Source organism: Borrelia parkeri (assembly GCF_023035815.1).
GTDB lineage: Bacteria > Spirochaetota > Spirochaetia > Borreliales > Borreliaceae > Borrelia > Borrelia parkeri.
Window position 1 is genome coordinate 111,900 of the sequence record NZ_CP073159.1, and the last position, 19,507, is coordinate 131,406.

Below are 19,507 nucleotides of genomic sequence, written 5' to 3' on the forward strand. Positions count from 1 at the left end.
ACAACCTCCTCAATCTACTTTTACATCAACATTAGAATTAAACTCTGATGATTCTTTTTCTTTAATATCCCTATTATCCTTGAACTCTCTAAAATTTCTTCTCTTAACTTTTTTGACACTAACCTTTTTGTTAATCTTAACCAAGATCATATATCTTAACAAATTTTTAATAAGTTTTAATTGAGTTTCAAGCTCTTTCAAATTCTCACTATCCATCTTAAATTCTATTATTTCATATCTACCACGCAACTGCTTCCTAATAGGATATTCTAATGCCCTCTCTCCAAGAGAATTTTCAGCAAAATCACTAGCATTAAAAGCTGTTAACTGTTTTTTTACCTCTTCTAAAGCAGCTTTATATTCAAGTTCTTCACTCTTAAACAAAAAACAAGCTTCATACTTTTTTATCATTATAACTCCTTATGGTCTTAATCGTACCATAAACCTTGTAAATTTATGGCAAAGGTTATCTCAATACTATAACAAATTATTTAAGTAGTATATAAAAATACTTGTTTTTTTTCAATATTGAGCAAAAAATCTTTTCAAAATACTCTTCACAGAACAATTAAAAATCCTACTCTACTATCTTTAAAAACCATTCTATTAAAAGATACCTTTTATATACCATAAATAACCCAGCTAAAAATTTAAGTTCTTAAAAAGAACTCTTTAAAACAAAGTAAAAAAAACAACTTATATAACACAAATTCATAATTTTAAGTAATCTTCTAACCTAAATAAATTTTAATTATCAGAATCATCCTTATTAAGTTTGTAAACTTTTCCTGTCGAACCTTGTCTTTCAAGCTTATCATCTTCTTTCATTTCAATATATGCTTTAATACCATATTTCACATTATCAGATGCAACAATAGCACTGGCCTTAAAAAGTTTTTCAGGAGAATAATTTTTAATCGCTTGTTTTATATAATAAACATTTGTTCCATAATCAATTTTAATTGTATTATCAATTGTAACAATATCTAAAGCACCTGTTTTTTTAAGAAAATCTTCTGATATAAGCTCAGGACTGAAAACTACAAACATTAAGTTTGTTGAGACAACATTAAACTCTTGAATATTATCAAGACCTCCAAGACCTTGGGCTATAAGATGTGCAATTCCCATTCCTTCAACTTCCCCTTCACTACCAGCAAAAAATGGCTCACCAACACCAAAAATCTGAAAATCAAAATAATTATAAACCCATTTAAAAGTAAAATAATATAAAGCAAAAAATGCAAATCCTAATGGTAATAAATAAAGCCAATTTGTCTTGGCATGCCCCTGTAACACCCCAAACATTAAAAAATCAAAAAATCCAGCAGAAAAAGTAACACCAACTGCAATATCAAGTACATTAGCAATCAACAACGCAAACCCGGTATAAATGGCATGTATAAAATAAAGCAAAGGTGCAGTAAAAACAAATAAAAATTCTAAAGGCTCCGTAATTCCAGTTAAAAAAGCTGCAAAAGCACCTGAAAATAACAAAGACACGATCTTACTCTTATCATCATGAATGATTCCTCTATAAACCCCCAATGCCGCCCCAGGAAGTCCAAACATAATAGATAGATAAAACCCACTATTGAACCTGGAAATACTTGGGGAAAACCTAATAAGATATGGATCTGCTAATTGAGCATAAAATATATTCTGAATACCACCAACAACTTGACCATCAATAATTTCTGTTCCTCCCAATGAAGTAAAATTAAAAGGAAATGTAAGAATGGAATGAAGCCCCAAAGGAATGAGTAGTCTATTTAAAAACCCATAAAGAAAACTATTAAAATAGTTAAATTTAGCAATAAAAAATCCAAAAGAAGTAATTAATTCATTAAAATATGGCCAAATTAAAACAAATATTATCCCCAATAAAATACAAAAAGGAAAAACTACTATGGGAACAAAACGAAAACCAGAAAAAAAGTTTAAAGGTCCAGGTAACTCGATACAATAAAACTTATTGTGCAAATATCCAACTAATAGTCCAACTGATAAAGAACCCAAAATACCTGTATTTAAAGTTTGAATTCCTAAAATATTTACTTGACCAACAGAAGACATTAAATTAGGCTCAACAAGTCTTGAAAACACATCTAGAAAATAATTCTCAGTAATATTAAAAATCAAATATCCAACAAGACCTGAGAGTGCAGCGGGACCCTTTTGAGCTCTAGCGACTCCAACAGTAATTCCTATAACAAAAAGCAATGGAATATTCACAATAATAATATTACTGGTACTCTTAATAAGTCCCAAAACAACTTTAACAACAAAATTATCAACGTAAAACAAATTAGAAGGATTTAACAATGCAGATCCAATTCCAAGCATTAAACAAAAAATTGTCACAACAGAAATTGGTAATTTTACTGCACTAGAAAACTTTTGCAAATTAGCAAATCTAAAAACTTTTAAAAAATTTATCACTCTAGACCTCTCCATTCAAAAACTTAAGACAATATGCATTATATAGCTTTTTTACAAAAAGAGAGGTACTAATAGAAAAAATTTAAGAAGAAAATTATGCAATAACATCAATTTAGCCTTCAGTTTCATACTAAACTATTCTTGATCACTTGATTTATGTATTTTTTTGAACTAATATACCTAAAATAAATAAGAACAAATGCATGTTCTAAAAATAAAAATGAATACAGAGAAGAGTAGGTTTATGTTTGAAAAAGATAAAAAATACACATCATATAAAGAGCCAATACCTAAAAATGAATTATTTAGTTCAATATCTCACTTATTTGGCATTATTTTATCAATAATAGGAACAACAATTCTCATTACTCTATCAACTCATTCAAAAAAGTATCTCCATGCAATATTATTTCTTATCTATGGCTCATCAATGACATTACTATATACGATGAGTACTCTTTATCACATTTTTACAAAAGGAAGCAAAATAAAACAACTCTTTAGAAAATTTGATCATATTTCAATATTTATATTAATAGCAGGAACATACACTCCACCATGTCTAATTCTCATGCCAAATGTTTATGGAAAAATAATCCTCATAACCGTTTGGGGATTTGCTATTCTAGGAATTATTTTTAAATCAATATACGTAAACAGTCCTGGATGGCTTAACGGATGCATATTTATACTTATGGGATGGAGCATCATATTCGGAATCAGACTCATTTATAATATCCTCCCTATACAAGGATTCTTATGGCTAGCACTTGGGGGTATTCTCTACACACTAGGAGGAATAGTTTACTCAACAAGCAAAAAACTTAATCCAATAGCAAATATGAGAATGCATGATTTTTTTCATATTTTAATCTTATTTGCATCTTTTGCTCATTTTTGGTTCATGTTCAAATATATACTCCCTATTGATTAAAGATCAGATAAACTCTGCTTGAACAAGCAGTATAAATTGACTAAAGATTACGTAAATCGTTAAAAAACCCTAATATAAAAAGAATTAACATCAACAAAATACCAAAAATATAAAAATAATAAATAACTTTTGCCCTAAATCGTTTCCCACGCAAGATTTCAATTAAACTAATAAGAATTTGACCTCCATCAAGCATTGGAATTACAACAAAAAACAAATTCATACCAGCAATAAGTAAATTAAAAATAGCAATAGTATTAAACCAAGATAATATTCCAAAAGAAAAAGAATTAACAAAAATATTAATCATACCAACAGGTCCTGTGACATTTTTAGCATTATTCTTAAAATTAGTGAATAATGCAACAATAGAGTAAAGAATATGACCTAAAATATTTAAGACTTTATTAAAAGAATTTTTAATAGCAATTCCTAAATTATCTGATTTAACCACTCGCTCTAAACCAGGCAATAAATAAATTCCTAAACTTTTATTAGTATCTTGAAATACTAACCTTGAAGTTAAAATCTCTCCATTTCTCTCATACTTAATATCCACCACGTTAGAATCAAGCTTCTCAATCAAATTGTTTAACTCCACATTATTATTTAAAATCATATCATTAATGCTTATTATCTTATCATTAGGTTTAAGACCGGCAACTTCAGCTGAAGAATTTATTTTAACTTTAGAAATAATAAGATTTACCCAAGGACCAATTTGCTTTAAAAGCTTATCTAAGCTTGTATAATCTTCAAAACTAATAGTCTTACTCTCCCTTAAAACTATGAAAGTCACTCTTGAATCTTTTAAAGGAACAACTTTATTTAAATCGGAAAAATATCTTATATCACTATTATTAACGCTTAAAATAACATCCCCATCTCTAAATTTACTCAAAACATTATTATTAATAACTACTATTTTATTAGAATAATCAGGATAAACAATACCTATCATTTCTATTGCAATAAAAACAATTAACGCAAAAATTAAATTAAAAAGAGGTCCTGCAAAATATATTAATATTTTCTTAAAATTAGAAATACCAAAAATAGAATCTTTATCCGCTTCAAGCTGTCTATTTAATCTAAGCTCATTTTCTAAATGTTCAGCTCCTTTAAGCTTACAATACCCCCCCAAAAAAATAGGAGAAAATCTATACTCTGTGTCTTTTATTTTAAATTTAAAAAGACTAGGACCTATCCCTATAGAAAAAACTTCAACCTTAACTTTAAAAAGTTTTGCAAAGAATAAATGACCTAATTCATGAATGAATATTATAAAGGTAAACGCCAAAATACTAAGAAAAATATACATCAATTACCCCCAAAAATTATGACAAATATAAATAAAATATAGGACCTGTTAAAAGGTATGAATCAATTGAATCAAGAGCACCACCTCTACCAGGAATAATATTGCCAGAGTCTTTAACTCCTGCACTACGTTTAAGTCCAGATTCAAACAAATCACCAATAATAGTAAAAAATCCTATTAAGACACCAAAAATCATAGCTTCTCCATAAGTTAAATTTATCAAACCTAAACATACTACAACTATTGCAACAATAACAGAAAATAATATACCGCCTAAAAATCCCATTATCGTTTTATTGGGACTAATAATTGTAGGTCTATAACTATTTTTTCCCAAAAAATATCCAACAAGATAAGCAAAAGTATCATTACCACTAACCATAGAGAAAAGTATTAATAAAAGAATAGGTGCTTTTGGCAAAGTAGTAATAGCAACAACAAATGACATCAAAACACCCGGATATATAAGTATGAAAATTATCGAGGTTGCCTGCGATAAAAAATTAACAATTTCATTCTCTTTAATGAAAACTAAATTAACAATCCAGTTACTAAAAACTAAAGTTATAACCAAATAAAATATTATATTTATACCCAAATCAAAAACATTGCAATGCACATATGTCAAAATTGGAGGAGCTATCCCTAAAAAGAAAGATAAAGTACCAGAAATGGAAGAAGATTTAACCTTAAGCAAATCATTAACTTCCTTTGCAGCAATTCCACTAAACATAAAAATTAAAATATTAATAAATAAATAATTATTAAACTCTAAAAATATTAAAAACAAAACTAAAGGAACAAAAAACAGAAATGTCCCCAGTCGTGAAATAAATGCTAATTTTTTAGACCTAAGATTAAATAAACTTTTATCTCCCAAAATTCCTCTTCCTATTTTTAAAATATTCCAAGTCTTTATCATAATGCGAAACGGAATACTCTGGCCATAAAACACTTGAAAAAACAAATTCACAATAAGCAATTCTCCATAAAAGAAAATTACTTATTCTCATGTCTCCACCAGTACGAATTAAAAGATCAAGATCACAAAGTTCAGGATTGTCCAAAAATTTAGAAAATATAATCTCATCTAAAGTCTCAAACTGTAACCCACTTCCCAGAATTTTCTTAGTAGCTCTAACTATTTCATTTCGACCACCATAATTAATTGCCAAATTTAACACAAGCCCATCAAATTTTTTTGTAAAATCAATAGTATCAATGATGGACTTTCTTACTTCTTTACTTAAAGCTTCAATATCTCCTGATACTAGTATTTTTATATTATTTGTACTATAAAATTCAAATTCAGAACTTAAATAATCGGCAATCAAAAACATCAAATGTTCTATTTCAGATTTTGTCCTATTCCAATTTTCTGTAGAAAAAACATAGAGAGATAAATATTTTATGCCTAATTTAAGAGAATATTTAACTATTTCCTTAGCCCTCTTTAAGCCTTCTTTGTGTCCTTCAAACAATGACAGACCTCTTTTTAAAGCCCATCTTCTATTTCCATCCATTATGATCCCAACATGCATTGGAAGGGAATTATTATTCATAAATTTAAACTTCCATTATTTCTTTTGTTTTTAAATCAAAAATCTCATCTATTTTCTTAATATAAGAATTAGTATCTCTTTGAATATCATCTAAAATCCGATGCAAATCATCTTCAGTAATCTGAGAATCTTTTTCTTGCTTCTTGGCATTATTATTTAATTCCTGCCTTATATTTCTGGCCGCAACCTTATATTCTTCCGCAATTTTTTTTGCCTGCTTTACTATTTCTTTACGTCTCTCAACAGTTAATACAGGTACTTTAATTCTAAGGACAGCCCCATCACTTGAAGGATTCATAGAAAGATCTGAATTAAGTATAGCCTGTTCTATTTTAGATAATAAGCTTTTATCCCAAGGCTGAATTACAATAAGCCTTGCCTCGGGAATACTAATATTGGCAACCCTAGTTAAAGGGGTCTTTTCTCCATAATAATCAACTAATACTTTATCAAAAAGAGAGCTATTTATCCTACCCGTTCTTAAAGATTTATATTCACTCTCAAGAGATAAAAGAACTTTACTCATCTTTTCGTCCAATAAAGCCTTATATTCCTCCATTCAAGCCTCCTTAAAAATTAAAAAGATCATAAATAATTACCCAACACTTAAATATTTAAAATCTACTATCTCTATCTTGGTTAAAATTGATTTAGAAATCTCCTCAATCTTTTCTTTAACGGTAAGTTTATCATCCTTTACAAATCCTTGTTCCAAGAGAGCAATTTCTCCCAAATGTTTTTTAAGTTTCCCAGATACTATCCCTTTAATTACAGCTTCAGGTTTTCCACTAGCTTCCATCTGCTTTGTAAACACTTCTTCCTGCTCTTTAATATAATTAGGACAAATATCACCAACGCTTAAATAAAGCGGAGCAAAAGCTGCTACATGTAAAGCTAAATCCATTGCAAGATTATTTAAACTCTCATCTTCCATTTTTAAAACATCATCTACCTTTAATTTAATAAAAACACCTATCTTAGATTGCTCTCCATGAAGATAATTTTTTACAAGTTCATTAGATATAATATTTGAAATATAAATCTTACTTACATGAATATTTTCCTTGATTGTGGCTGCTAAATTTTTAATTTCAAGCTCTTGCTGCTCATTTAAAGAATCTTTACCACTCTCAACCAATTGTTTTATCAAAGAATTTCCAAAAGTTACAAAATCACTATTCATAGCAACAAAATCTGTTTCACACGAAATAAGCAAAAGGCCTACTCTCTCTTTATTTACATAAGAAAATACTCGCCCTTCCTTAGCATCCCTACCACTTCTCTTATCAGCAGATGCAATACCCATCTCTCGAAGTTTTTTCTTAGCCAATTCAAAATCACCACCAACAGCATCTAATGCCTTCTTACAATCACCAAATCCAGCTCCAGTCGCATCTCTAAGCTTTTTTACCTCTTGAGGACTAATACTCATATTATTCTCCTTAAATTTTATAATTCTTTTTTTTCATTCTTAACTTCAATTTCACTCATTAAGTCTTCTTCATTCAAATTTTCAACTATCTGAATTCCAACCTCTTTATCACTCTCCAAAATAGCATCAGATATTATCTTAGTAAATAAAGCAACGGAACGAATTGCATCATCATTTCCAGGAATTGGACAGTCAATCACATCTGGATTACAATTTGTATCAACAACTGAAATTATAGGAATACCAAGCTTCCTAGCCTCATTAATCACTATTTGTTCTCTTTTAGGATCAATAATGAAAATAGCACCGGGAAGCTCTTCCATATCTTTAATTCCCGTTAAATTTTTAGATAATTTTAACTTTTCACGATTAAGTTGAGAAACTTCCTTTTTACTAATCATCTCAAAAGTTCCATCAATTTCCATTTTTTCTAATTTCTTTAATTTCTGAACTGATTTTTTAATAGTATTAAAGTTTGAAAGCATTCCACCAAGCCATCTATTGTTAACATAAGGCATATCACTTCTTCTGGCTTCTTGTTCAATTATCTCACTTGCCTGCTTTTTAGTACCAACAAACAAGACCTTTTTACCACTTTTTATAACACTTTGAACAAGTTCATAAGAATCTTTAATACCTTGCAAAGTTTTTTGCAAATCCAAAATATGGATTTCATTTCTCTCTGAAAAGATAAACCTTTTCATTCTTGGATCAAGCCTTTTTACCTGATGTCCAAAATGAACTCCGGCTTCTAAAAGACTTTTCATAGTAATAACTGCCAAAATGACCTCCTAAATCCCTCGCTTTTACTCACTACTTAATATAGTGGAAATTACGTTTTCTCTAATAAGAATATCATAAAACAAACCAATTGGTAAGCCTATGATATTTGAATAACTACCATTAATATATTCAATCAAAATATCTGCAACACCATTTTTAAGACTTATACCTCCAGCTTTATCTTTCCAATGCCCAAGTGCAATATAATGATAAACAATATCTGGGGTTAATTCCCTAAATTTAATAAATGAAACCTCACAGGCTTTAATTATTTTCTCTTTCCCTGGAATAAATACACAAAAACTAGTCTCAACCTCAATAAGCTTATGACTATATCCCATTATCTTACTAAAAGCTTCCTTTTCATCACTTAATTTTCCAACATAAATCGAATCATTCCTTAACAAAGTATCAACAGTAATTAAACATTTATCCTTGCCATATTTCTCAATAGCATTAGTAAGTTTAAGAACCGCTATCCTCTTTGTAACGCCAATTTCACCTGATTTCATTATTGAATCTTCATCAATATCAACACTAAGGGATAAAAATTTAATTTTCAAAGCCTCTAAAAACTCGGCCCTAGCAAAAGAATTTGATACAAGTGCAATCTCAAAATTTTCTCTATAAATCATTTTTACTTCTCTCAGAAAATCCTAATAAAGATATCAAAACTATTGAACCAATAACTGGGAACAAATAAAATAAAACATCCACTTGTCTATTATAATAATCGGAATAAAAAAGAGGTATAAAAAACAAAAATAAAACACTTCCTAAAAAACTTATCAAATAAATCATCAAAAAACCAAATCTCAATATACCAAAAAAGACAACAAAAAAACTTACCACAAAAGAAATAATAATATTAGTTAAAATTAAATGAAAAAAAAACGTTACCATGCCTTGGCCTTTAACTAACTCGACAACTCAAAACCATGTAGACTCCCTAAATTCACAATAACACTATATAAATCATCTTCAATAGCATTACCTACTGCCATAACAAAAATTACTAAATTATATTTAGGAGAAACATCTTTTGTAAAAAAGCTATCGCTAATATGCTTAAGATCAAATGGCCTATTTGTACTGTTCGTGACTTTAGATTTTTTCAAAACTTCAGAAAACTCCCTATACAAATCATTAACAACATAAGATCTATATACAGTCTTGATACTCCTAATAAGAGGTGCTGAAGAATTATTACCTTTCCTTATATTAATAAAAACCGAACCAGGGGTACTTTTTCTCAAATTTTCAAAATTAAGTTCAAAATATAAAGGAAAATTTCCTTGAATCCAGCTTTTGTCTAATTTCAAAGTCGGTTTCCCTGAAAAACGATCACCATCTAAATTAATTTTATAAAATCCCCTTCTATTAAATTCATTAACATTATTAAAAACACTCTTTAAAGCATTAAAATCTTTTTGAACACTTTCTGCAAAACCCCTAAAATGGTAATTTGCTCCTTCTGGATAAAATTTATAATATATATCAAAACCCCTAACCCTAGAATTATGGTTATTACCAAAATACCAAGAAGGCAACGCAAAAGCAAGAGTATCTCTGGAAGCTCTACTATCAATAACCAAAGGGGAATCGACTATGCCAATATCCTCAAGACCACAACCAACTACTAATAAAAAAACAATTAACAATATAATATTATTATCAAATTTTTTCATACTAAAACAAAAAAACAAACCAAATCATCTAAGCTGCAAAATCTTATTCTTGGCAATATTAACATATAAATTATTTTCATAAGAAAAATTAGCAATCTCTGAGTATATATCAATAGCCAATTTTTTATCTCTAGTTTCAATTAATACTGCCTTACCAAGCAAGGCTCTAATTTTAATAAAATCTAATTTAGTCTGCTTAATCAGATTATCATATATGATTAAAGCATTATCCACCTGTCCCATTTTTTCGTAAATCACAGCTTTATTAAGATAGGCAAGTTCCCTTTCAATCCATTTTGAACCAATAACAATATCTAAATCCTCAAGAGCTTCTTTGTATAAACCTTTACTTTGAAAATAAGTAGATCTGGCAAGATAAAACCGTGAAAGAAATTCATAAGCAACATCGTCTCTCTTATTTATAGACTCCTCTATCTTAGACTCTAATTCAAGCTTCTCTTCAATATTTTTTGCTCTTAAATAAAGATTTAAATCTCTCTCAAGATTTTCTACTACTTCCCCTCCTACCTTAACATAATCTACATCCATAGCACTATAAAAACAAACAACAATTCCCACAAAAACAATAACTGCAAAAATACCTATAAAAAATTTATTTTTAAACATCAGCATTCCTCTTTAACAGCTTTGCAAAGGGTTTATAAGATTCTTCATCATCTTCCTTAAACAAATAAGAAGAAATTTCTTCGCTTGATTTTTGCTCTTTATACGCCCTATAAGAAAGCAAAACTAATTTGTTTTTAAAATCAATATTGGTGATTATAACTTTAAGTTTGTCTCCAATATTCAAATTGTCAAAAGTCTCCAAACTGGACTCTTTTGTATCTCCAAGTTGTATTTTACTAATAAATCCCATTATTTTACCATAAACTCTTACCTGAACTCCCTTTGACTTCTTCTCTACAATTTCAACTTCAAGAGTATCACCTTTCTTATAGCTCTTAGAAAAATCATCCCAAGGATTCTCTTCCAACTGTTTAATTCCCAACTTAATATTTTGCTTCCTTGCATCAAATTCAATTACTTTCCCACTAATTGAACTTCCTAATTTAAAGTATTCCTCAGGATTAACTTCGTCAATCCAAGAAATATCAAATTTACTAATATATGCGTCTATACCTTCTTCAATGCTCACAAAAGCACCTGTCTTTGTAATATTTTTAACAACACCCTGAACAACTTTACCAACAGCACACCTTTGAGCCAAATCATTCCATGGATTTTCATTAACTTGCTTAATACCTAAAGATATTTTTTGATTTTCCTTATCTATCTCCAAAATCTTAACTTCTACAATTTGACCAACTTTAACTAATTCCTGAGGACTTTTTATAACCCTTACCCAAGAAAAATTACTTATATGGATAAATCCTGATATCTCACTATCAAGTTCAACTACAGCACCAAAAGGTAATATTTTGACAACTTTGCCCTTTACAATACTTTCAACTTTATACTTAGTCTCAACAGAATCCCAAGGATTTGTCTTTAAAGCCTTAAGAGATAACTCCATCTTTACTGCATTTACATTTAATTTAATGATTTTCAATCTTAACTTATCACCAACACGAATAAAATCTTCAATATTCTCAATACGATTAAATGCAATATTCCTTTTATGCAATACTCCTGAAACAAGATTTTTAACCCTTATAATAGCACTATAATCTGTAATTCTTTCAACAACACCATCAACTATATCCCCCTCATTATAAGAACTAATAAGTTCTTTTTTCTTTAAAAGCTCTCTCTCTCTCCAAAGTTCGTCTATCAAGAATAAGTCTAAGGCCATCGGTTTTATCTGCCTGAACAACATAAAACTCAACCACTAAACCTCTTTTTAATTTTTCATCTCTAAATTTAGAACTCAAATAAGATGGCATAAATCCAATAACATTTTCATTAATCTGAACTTTATAGCCACTTGAAAGTTCAACTAAAATCTTGCCTTTAAGCACCTTTCTACTTGAAATATACTCATCAATCTTATCTTGAAAATTTAGAGAATCAAGTTTTGCAACACTAAGAACTAATCCTAATTCTCCTCCTACTTTTGTAACTATTGCATCAAGCTTATCTCCAATACTTGGAACGGTTTCAAATTCATCGATTTTAATAAAACCTTCAGATTTATAACCAATATCTATAAGCACATAATCTTTCATGACATTTATAACAACACCAGAAACACTACTACCTAGTTCTACTTTTTCAAGAACCTTTAGATAATTTTCTTGTAAATCTTCTTGATTTTCCATCCTCACCTCTCTATCACTTTTTTTTCAAATTAAACGTCTTTATGATAATATTACATACATCATCTAAGCATTTATAGCTTGTATCAATATAAAACACTTCCTTATCCAATTTCAATTTACCATACTCTTTATTTTGATCAATCTCATCCCGTCTCTCTAGTGCTTGCTCTAACTCATTTAAAGTTACATTATCACTCCTTTGATTATACCGTCTTAAAGCTCGCACTTTAACAGAAGCATCAAGATAAATCTTGACCTCAGCTTCTGGAAATACTACAGTAGTAATATCTCTACCCTCTATTATATAATTATCATCCTTTAATTTAACTATTTCTCTTAATTTTTTATTAACAATATTTCTAACACCTATATAAGAAGAATAAAGAGAAACTTGAAAATCTATTCTTTCATTGAAAATATGACTTATAACATTTGTACCATTAAGCAAAAAATCAACACCACTAAATTTGATATCATTTTGTGATATAAGTTCCAAAATTTTACTCTCACTAAGCAAATCATATTCGTTTAGTGAAAACCTTTGAGCAATCAAAGTTATTATCCTATAAAAATAACCAGAGCTAATAAACTTAAATCCCAATCTCATCCCCAATGCTTTTGCAATCGAGCTTTTTCCCGAAGCTGACGGGCCATCAATTGCTATTACCATTTAATATTCTCCCAAAATTTGTGTCTTGAATTTATTAATCTTAGCTAAAGACAAAACCTTAATTTGCCCTTCTTTTAAATCATCCAATTTAATATTACCTATTCTAATTCTGTGAATTTTCTTTAAAAAGATATTCTTACTTAAAAAAACTTTTCGAATCTCCCTATTTTTACCTTCCGTTAAAACCAATTTAAAAGAATTATTACCAAGCATTACATAAGATTTTAACTTAAAAATTTCCCTTCCTATCTTTATTCCATGTTTAAAATTAATAAGCAAATTCTCATTAACAGCCCTTTTTGACTCAACAAAATACTCTTTTTCAACCTTACTCCTTGGATGAACAATATTATTTGCAAACTGACCATCATTAGTAAAAAGTAAAAGCCCAGAACTTTTAAAATCAAGTCTACCAATTGAAAATAAACGTTCTTTAAATAAAGGCTGAACTAAAGATATTGCCAACTGTCTCCCCTCTGGATCAAAATTGGAACACAAATAATTTTTAGGTTTATGAAGGGCGATATAAATCTTATTTTCAACTTTACAATCCTTAAAAATAAATACCTGTTTTCTACACTCCACTCTATCGCCTAAAAACACCTTATCTCCAAGCTTTGCAAGAGTATTGTTTATTCTAACAGAATTCTTTCTTATCAGATCTTCACAAAACCTCCTAGAACCCACACCTTTCTCTGCCAAAAAAACATGAACTCTAAGCCCCTTGCTGTTTGTATTCGTCAATACTTTTTCCCTTTCTTAAAACCAATTTATCATTTACGTAAACTAAATCTATAATATTTGACATTTTATATTCAAGGACGATTAAAAAGTAACAAAATTTATCAAAAAAGTAAAACTTATCATCCAAATTTAATAAAAATTCAAAAATAAAATTATCCTCCTTAGTTAAAAGAGCAATGATTTTTCTTTTTTTATCAAAAATTTTAGCGTCATATATACCTAAAATAACATTGGATCTAAATTTAATATTACGTAAAATATCATTATGCTTTTTACTTATCATACTGACTTTACGCTTAACCTTATTAAGACCTATCATATAATTTTGAACATTATCCACACTTTCAAAAAAAACACTATTTTCTCTCAAAAAAGAAGATTTAGATACATTTAAACACTTCTCATCTTTTAAATTTCGAGTTGAGGACTTGGACTTTACATATTTTTCACTGAAATTTATTAATTTTTTAACTATCTCCCTTTCAACTAACTTCTTATCTTTTAATTTTACTGGATAAAGAATTTGTGTCTTTAAATAAAGCAAACTGGTAGAAAAAGAATAAAACTTAATTAAGTCTTTAATATCTATTTCAATACTCTCAGAAAATATCAAAAAATCTTCTATTATTTTATTTAAATTAAAAGTCTTTAAAATTTCTCTTTTATTTCTTATATAATCAAAGAAAATTTCTATTCCCCCTTTAAAATTATTACAAACAATTAAATAATCATCTAAATTTGTCATTCTATTCTTTATCTTTTTTAAGATTAGGTGGACCAAGTTCAATAGAATCTGGACTTAGGCCTTCAAAAATTATCTTTCTAAGTTTAATCTCAAGTTCATTAGTAAGTTCTTTTTCTTTAATGAGATAAATAATAGCACTTTCTCTACCTTGTCCTAATTTATCATCTCCTATAGAATACCAAGAACCTACTTTTTGTATCAACTTATACTTAATCGAAGCATCTAATATACTAGCTTCACGTGAAATACCTTTCCCAAAATAAATCACCAGCTCAATTTTACGAAAAGGAGGTGCTACTTTATTTTTCACAACCTTAACTCTTACCTTATTCCCAACAACATCATCTGCAGAACTCCCCGTTACCTGTTCAATTTTCCGAACCTCAAGACGAAGAGAAGAATAAAATTTTAAAGCATTTCCTCCAGTAGTAGTTTCTGGATTGCCAAACATTACACCGATTTTCATTCTTAGTTGATTGATAAACATAATACAAGTCTTAGACTTTGAAAGTATACCCGTAATCTTTCTTAAAGCCTTGCTCATTAATCTTGCTTGAAGTCCAATCTGACAATCACCCATCTCTCCATCAATCTCTGCTTGCGGCGTTAAGGCTGCAACAGAATCAATAACAATCAAATCAACTCCACCACTTCTAATTAAATATTCAGCAATCTCAAGAGCTTGTTCTCCAGTATCAGGTTGACTAAGCCAAAGTTCATCAATATTAACACCCAAAGCTTTTGCATAAACAGGATCAAGAGCATGTTCAGCATCAATAAAAGCTGCTATTCCACCATTCTTTTGAACTTCAGAAATTGCTTGAAGAGTTAAAGTGGTTTTTCCAGAAGATTCAGGGCCAAAAATTTCTATTATTCTTCCCCTTGGATATCCTCCAACACCAATTGCCTCATCAAGCAAAATAGAACCACTGGATATGCTCTCTATGCCTTTACCCACAGGAGACTCTCCCATCTTAATAAGACTTCCTTTACCAAAATCCTTCTCTATTTGAATTCTAGCAAGCTCAATAGCCTTTTCTCTATTTAATCTATCATTTAAAGAATCATCTATTTTATCTTTTAATTTCGACATTTTACCTCTTCTAATTAATTTTGGCAGGTTCTATCTTTTTAACATAGTATTGAAAATGAGTATCATTTATTACAAAATCAAGATTATCACCTTCTTTTGCATCTAACAAATTTTCTCCAAAAGGAGATTTATACGATATAATACCTTCATCAGGATTTGACTCCCAAGGTCCAAATATCAAATAAGACTCTTCCCTTTTTGTATCTTTATTAATCATAGTAACTTTTGTTCCAAACCCAACAACAGAACTTTGAAGTTCTTTAGTATCAATAACTTTTGCAACATCTATTTCTGACATAAGAGAATTCAATCTCTTTGTTAAAAACTGTTGTCTTTCCTTTGCAGAGTGATATTCTGCATTTTCTTTTAAATCACCAAGTTCACGGGCCTTTCCAATTTCTTTAGAATTTTCAGGTATTTCTACATCCTTTAAGTACTGCAATTCCTTTTGCTTCTTACTAAGAGAACTTAAAATAGTTAAAAATCCTATCTCGACTTTATCTCCTGAAGATTGCATTTTCTCATCTTCAAATTCAAGATCAATAAACACACTTCTTATTGCCGTTTTAATATGTAAAAGATCCTTTGGAGGAAAATCTCTTATATAAAAACAAGTCATATATATTCTTTTGGCAAGCTCCTCATCCATGACATTATTTAAAACAATACTAAGATATTTATCCTTAATTAAAAGATTCATTACCATTTTATAAATTCTCTTGTTAGCGACAGAATTATTTTTATTATTAATCTTAATAACACTATCTGTTAAGATTTTGATCAAATTTATCAATAACTCTGACTCGGAATAATCTAAATCAAGTGAATACGAAGTATAATGCTTTAAAAGCCAAATATAAGCATCTTTATAGACTTTATAATTTTTTATGACATAGTTAAAAAGATGTGCTGTTTCTTTTATATCTTCTTTATAAAGAGAATCTATCAATTTTTTATTAACATAACAAGGAAAAAGCTGCTTATAATAAACAACCCAATCAACTAACTCATCCTTGATTAAGGATACCAACTCCTTTTTAATCTCAGCATTCAAGATTGAATCAAAAAGATCAACTATATTCTTGGAATACTCCCTTAAGAGAACCTCCAAATTAATATCCCTTTCAATATTAATCTTAAAAGCACCACCCCTCTCAGAATTTTTTAAAGATTTAAGTATTACATAAGAACTGATAACATAATGATCAACCTTTGCAAAATTATTAACATAAATCAAAAAGTAATTAAGCATTTCCTCTTCAACATGTAAATCCTTTACAACACCACCAGCGGTACAATAGTGCATAAAAATTTCATATCTTTTATAAAAATCCTTTTCTACTTTAAATTTATCATAAATCTTTTCATTAAAATTAGAAGCTCGCTCATTATATATATAACAATCGGCTTTTCCAGATGCCATAACAAAATGAGGATTGTCTTTTAGAATTTGTTTGGCTTTTACACTCCAAGCATTCCACGCACTCTGAGTCATTAAACTTGGAACAAGTTCTCTTTTTATCCCTTTAAGATCAATTGACTTATAGCTTTTAATAATTATCCTTAAAGCCCATTCAACATCTCTCTTCAGATTCTCTACAAGCTCTTCTTTTGGCTTAATTGCCTTTAAAACTCGAATATCTTCTTTCTTAAGAGGAGATAGCGCAGATATAGCCATATCAAAACTAATAAAATGTCTTCGTTTAGAAACAAAATCAACTACAATGCCTTGTTCATTTACATCCTTAACTATTCCTACAAACCAGGTTTGATGATATACAAAATTACCCTTAGCAAAAAATAAATATTTCTCAAAATCAGAATAAACATCAATAAAATTTTTATCCAAATTTTCAAGATCAGACTTTTCAAGATATTCTTCAATATTTTTAACATCTTTATATTTTTCTCTTAAAAAGAGAACTAAATTTTCTCTCGCTTTTTGATTTTTATTGTCAAGTTTTAAAATTCCCTTCAAAATTTCTATTGTTTCATCAATATTTTCGCTTACAGAATAATGTTCATATAAATCTTCATAAAGAACAACAACCTTTTTAAATCCGAGCTCTTTCTCAACTTTCTGAAGTATAAGAAGAAAAGAATCAAAATCATCAGAAACATATCTGATTAATTTAGACCACACCTCTCTAATACCTGACATTTGTTTTTTATCGATAAAACGGTAAATAGCCTTTCTAAGGAAATATATTGATTTCTGCAAATCAATATTCTCATAATGCGTAGCAAGTTGCCTTACACATACAGTATCATCAACATCAGCTTCAACAATGCGCATCCAAATACCTGGAAGTTTATCATTCTCATTATTTTGCGAATATATCTTTGCAAGCGTATAGAGTGCATGCTTATTTTCAGAAGTTAAAAGCATCTTGTGACATATATGTTCAACAAGAGACCACTTCAAATTTTGTGAAAACAAGTCTACCACTGTAAGCAAACTCATATCATTAAGTGGCCTTCTACTATATATAAGCATTCCTGAAATATAAAGACCAGCAATACTTTTCTTGACATCCTTTAAATGTTTACCACAAATATCTAAAGCTTCTTCTGTTAAATTTTCAGAAATTATACTATCTATTAATTCATCCAATTCCCTTATCTTGGCAAGAGAATAATTATTAACAACTATCCTTGTCCATTTATCCTCCTGCAAGATATTATCTAATCTTTCTATAGTAATATTAGACATTCAACTCTCCTAATATCAATTTTATTAAAAACCAATCTAATTAACATATTGCTGATATATTCCTATATCTATTTCCTTAATATAAGATAAAATTTCATCAATCCGAACACGATCTTCTTTTATCCTTACATAATGATCAATAAGCCAAAAATATTTATTAATAAGTCTTGGAAGTAATATGCTCTCATTTATTGATCTATAAGACTTCTCCTTAAGCTCATTACGCAAACTATAAACAGACTGCTTTAAATGACCAAGTTCAATAGGTCTTAATTCTCTTTTTATATTAAAAACACCATTTAGTGCTCCATAAACAGGTATCCACTCCTTAACAAGAGTATCAGAAATATTTCTATCACTCTTAATAGCTTCTATTAATTTAAGTATCATCTCAGATTCAAGCGCATCTATATCTATCTTTTGGGGATTAATAAAAAAAGCCTCTCTAAATAATACCTTAGCCTCCTTAATTTCATCAATAAGGGCATAAGAATCAGCAAGTTCAGCAACTACATCTGCATTATCTTTTGCATCTCCTAAAATCTGCAAAAAAACAGTTATGGCTCTCTCATAATTACCCATTCCCTTGTAAGACTTAGCAATCTTGATTAAAATATCTAAATTCTCTGGCTGTAATTTATATATATTTTTATATATCTCTAAACATAACTGAAATATAAAATACTTAATTGAGTTACGACCTTGAATAAAATCAAAATTCATCTTTTTTAAATATCTTCTAGCAAAATTATTCCATTCTCTTATTAAAAATTCAGCCTTCTCATAGTCTTTATCTATTCGATCAAGACTTTCAACTTGACCATTCCAATATACAGAACTTTTTAAAGCCGTTAAAATCTCAATATTATCAAAATCAAGAGAATGTGCTTCTTCTGATTTCATTAAAGCTGTCTTAAAATCACCTTTTCTGAAGCTTAAATAAATATCCTTGATTAATTCCGCGATTTTTTCTGATGACACATTCCTACCACTTTAAAATATGTATAAATCCCAAATGAGCTTCTATAATTATAACATTAATAAATTTTTAGTCAAACCGGTCTTTTTAAAACAAAAAACAATATTCTATTTATTATTTTT

The 19,507-nt window shown here is 28.9% G+C and carries 19 protein-coding genes and 1 pseudogene; 1 reads left to right on the forward strand and 19 read right to left on the reverse strand.

Going from position 1 to position 19,507, the window contains the following annotated elements:
- Nucleotides 1-9: 9 nt before the first annotated feature.
- Nucleotides 10-411 (reverse strand): 30S ribosomal protein S6, encoded by a 402-nt coding sequence (gene rpsF / locus bpSLO_RS00565; protein ID WP_025375163.1) that lies wholly within the window; start codon nucleotides 409-411, stop codon nucleotides 10-12.
- 336 nt (nucleotides 412-747) lie between these two features.
- Nucleotides 748-2,442 (reverse strand): PTS transporter subunit EIIC, encoded by a 1,695-nt coding sequence (locus bpSLO_RS00570; protein WP_025407509.1) that lies wholly within the window; start codon nucleotides 2,440-2,442, stop codon nucleotides 748-750.
- Between the two features lie 244 nt (nucleotides 2,443-2,686).
- On the opposite strand from bpSLO_RS00570, the gene trhA reads away from it, so the two are divergent.
- On the forward strand, nucleotides 2,687-3,376 hold the full coding sequence (gene trhA, locus bpSLO_RS00575; RefSeq protein ID WP_025407508.1) for a PAQR family membrane homeostasis protein TrhA: 690 nt from the start codon (nucleotides 2,687-2,689) through the stop codon (nucleotides 3,374-3,376).
- Nucleotides 3,377-3,416: 40 nt separating this feature from the next.
- On the opposite strand, the gene rseP is transcribed toward trhA, so the two are convergent.
- From rseP to bpSLO_RS00655, 17 genes and pseudogenes are all read right to left on the reverse strand, one after another.
- The gene (rseP, locus tag bpSLO_RS00580; protein WP_025407507.1) at nucleotides 3,417-4,697 is read right to left on the reverse strand and encodes an RIP metalloprotease RseP; all 1,281 of its coding nucleotides are present in this window, start codon (nucleotides 4,695-4,697) and stop codon (nucleotides 3,417-3,419) included.
- A gap of 16 nt (nucleotides 4,698-4,713) precedes the next feature.
- On the reverse strand, nucleotides 4,714-5,619 hold the full coding sequence (locus tag bpSLO_RS00585) for a phosphatidate cytidylyltransferase (protein ID WP_241763478.1): 906 nt from the start codon (nucleotides 5,617-5,619) through the stop codon (nucleotides 4,714-4,716).
- A complete protein-coding gene (gene uppS, locus bpSLO_RS00590; RefSeq protein ID WP_025407506.1) occupies nucleotides 5,567-6,259 on the reverse strand; it encodes a polyprenyl diphosphate synthase in 693 nt (230 codons plus the stop codon). Before uppS ends, bpSLO_RS00585 begins: the two co-directional genes overlap by 53 nt.
- A gap of 4 nt (nucleotides 6,260-6,263) precedes the next feature.
- Nucleotides 6,264-6,818, reverse strand: a complete 555-nt coding sequence (gene frr / locus bpSLO_RS00595) for a ribosome recycling factor (RefSeq protein ID WP_025375169.1) — start codon at nucleotides 6,816-6,818, stop codon at nucleotides 6,264-6,266.
- A gap of 36 nt (nucleotides 6,819-6,854) precedes the next feature.
- A complete protein-coding gene (tsf, locus tag bpSLO_RS00600; protein ID WP_025375170.1) occupies nucleotides 6,855-7,691 on the reverse strand; it encodes a translation elongation factor Ts in 837 nt (278 codons plus the stop codon).
- Between the two features lie 17 nt (nucleotides 7,692-7,708).
- Nucleotides 7,709-8,473, reverse strand: coding sequence for a 30S ribosomal protein S2 (gene rpsB / locus bpSLO_RS00605; protein ID WP_025375171.1), 765 nt, complete (start codon nucleotides 8,471-8,473; stop codon nucleotides 7,709-7,711).
- Nucleotides 8,474-8,497: 24 nt separating this feature from the next.
- Nucleotides 8,498-9,109: a Maf family protein gene (locus tag bpSLO_RS00610; protein WP_025375172.1), complete on the reverse strand. Its 612-nt coding sequence runs from the start codon at nucleotides 9,107-9,109 to the stop codon at nucleotides 8,498-8,500.
- Complete coding sequence (locus bpSLO_RS08055) at nucleotides 9,099-9,377, reverse strand: hypothetical protein (protein ID WP_025375173.1); 279 nt, start codon at nucleotides 9,375-9,377, stop codon at nucleotides 9,099-9,101. Before bpSLO_RS08055 ends, bpSLO_RS00610 begins: the two co-directional genes overlap by 11 nt.
- 14 nt (nucleotides 9,378-9,391) lie before the next feature.
- Complete coding sequence (locus tag bpSLO_RS00615; RefSeq protein WP_172797959.1) at nucleotides 9,392-10,162, reverse strand: hypothetical protein; 771 nt, start codon at nucleotides 10,160-10,162, stop codon at nucleotides 9,392-9,394.
- Nucleotides 10,163-10,186: 24 nt separating this feature from the next.
- A complete protein-coding gene (locus bpSLO_RS00620; protein ID WP_025375175.1) occupies nucleotides 10,187-10,789 on the reverse strand; it encodes a tetratricopeptide repeat protein in 603 nt (200 codons plus the stop codon).
- Nucleotides 10,782-12,441 (reverse strand): annotated as a pseudogene (locus bpSLO_RS00625) (30S ribosomal protein S1). The gene bpSLO_RS00620 and the pseudogene bpSLO_RS00625 overlap by 8 nt, the downstream one beginning before the upstream one ends.
- A gap of 13 nt (nucleotides 12,442-12,454) precedes the next feature.
- Nucleotides 12,455-13,111, reverse strand: coding sequence for a (d)CMP kinase (gene cmk / locus bpSLO_RS00630; protein WP_025375177.1), 657 nt, complete (start codon nucleotides 13,109-13,111; stop codon nucleotides 12,455-12,457).
- On the reverse strand, nucleotides 13,112-13,855 hold the full coding sequence (locus bpSLO_RS00635; RefSeq protein WP_025375178.1) for a pseudouridine synthase: 744 nt from the start codon (nucleotides 13,853-13,855) through the stop codon (nucleotides 13,112-13,114). It lies immediately after the preceding gene.
- The gene (locus tag bpSLO_RS00640) at nucleotides 13,827-14,600 is read right to left on the reverse strand and encodes a hypothetical protein (RefSeq protein ID WP_025375179.1); all 774 of its coding nucleotides are present in this window, start codon (nucleotides 14,598-14,600) and stop codon (nucleotides 13,827-13,829) included. The genes bpSLO_RS00635 and bpSLO_RS00640 overlap by 29 nt, the downstream gene beginning before the upstream one ends.
- A gap of 1 nt (nucleotide 14,601) precedes the next feature.
- Nucleotides 14,602-15,693 carry a recombinase RecA gene (gene recA / locus bpSLO_RS00645; protein WP_025375180.1) on the reverse strand — a complete coding sequence of 364 codons (1,092 nt, stop codon included), beginning with the start codon at nucleotides 15,691-15,693 and terminating at the stop codon, nucleotides 14,602-14,604.
- A gap of 10 nt (nucleotides 15,694-15,703) precedes the next feature.
- Complete coding sequence (greA, locus tag bpSLO_RS00650) at nucleotides 15,704-18,406, reverse strand: transcription elongation factor GreA (RefSeq protein WP_025375181.1); 2,703 nt, start codon at nucleotides 18,404-18,406, stop codon at nucleotides 15,704-15,706.
- Nucleotides 18,407-18,442: 36 nt separating this feature from the next.
- Complete coding sequence (locus tag bpSLO_RS00655; RefSeq protein ID WP_025375182.1) at nucleotides 18,443-19,387, reverse strand: tetratricopeptide repeat protein; 945 nt, start codon at nucleotides 19,385-19,387, stop codon at nucleotides 18,443-18,445.
- Nucleotides 19,388-19,507 lie beyond the last annotated feature (120 nt).

Excerpts from the sequence above, each read along its gene's own strand:
- rpsF (WP_025375163.1), bottom strand. The coding sequence starts at position 411 with ATGATAAAAAAGTATGAAGCTTGTTTTTTGTTTAAGAGTGAAGAACTT.
- trhA (WP_025407508.1), top strand. The coding sequence starts at position 2,687 with ATGTTTGAAAAAGATAAAAAATACACATCATATAAAGAGCCAATACCT.
- rseP (WP_025407507.1), bottom strand. The coding sequence starts at position 4,697 with ATGTATATTTTTCTTAGTATTTTGGCGTTTACCTTTATAATATTCATT.
- bpSLO_RS00585 (WP_241763478.1), bottom strand. The coding sequence starts at position 5,619 with ATGATAAAGACTTGGAATATTTTAAAAATAGGAAGAGGAATTTTGGGA.
- uppS (WP_025407506.1), bottom strand. The coding sequence starts at position 6,259 with ATGAATAATAATTCCCTTCCAATGCATGTTGGGATCATAATGGATGGA.
- frr (WP_025375169.1), bottom strand. The coding sequence starts at position 6,818 with ATGGAGGAATATAAGGCTTTATTGGACGAAAAGATGAGTAAAGTTCTT.
- tsf (WP_025375170.1), bottom strand. The coding sequence starts at position 7,691 with ATGAGTATTAGTCCTCAAGAGGTAAAAAAGCTTAGAGATGCGACTGGA.
- bpSLO_RS00610 (WP_025375172.1), bottom strand. The coding sequence starts at position 9,109 with ATGATTTATAGAGAAAATTTTGAGATTGCACTTGTATCAAATTCTTTT.
- bpSLO_RS08055 (WP_025375173.1), bottom strand. The coding sequence starts at position 9,377 with ATGGTAACGTTTTTTTTTCATTTAATTTTAACTAATATTATTATTTCT.
- bpSLO_RS00615 (WP_172797959.1), bottom strand. The coding sequence starts at position 10,162 with ATGAAAAAATTTGATAATAATATTATATTGTTAATTGTTTTTTTATTA.
- bpSLO_RS00620 (WP_025375175.1), bottom strand. The coding sequence starts at position 10,789 with ATGTTTAAAAATAAATTTTTTATAGGTATTTTTGCAGTTATTGTTTTT.
- cmk (WP_025375177.1), bottom strand. The coding sequence starts at position 13,111 with ATGGTAATAGCAATTGATGGCCCGTCAGCTTCGGGAAAAAGCTCGATT.
- bpSLO_RS00640 (WP_025375179.1), bottom strand. The coding sequence starts at position 14,600 with ATGACAAATTTAGATGATTATTTAATTGTTTGTAATAATTTTAAAGGG.
- recA (WP_025375180.1), bottom strand. The coding sequence starts at position 15,693 with ATGTCGAAATTAAAAGATAAAATAGATGATTCTTTAAATGATAGATTA.
- greA (WP_025375181.1), bottom strand. The coding sequence starts at position 18,406 with ATGTCTAATATTACTATAGAAAGATTAGATAATATCTTGCAGGAGGAT.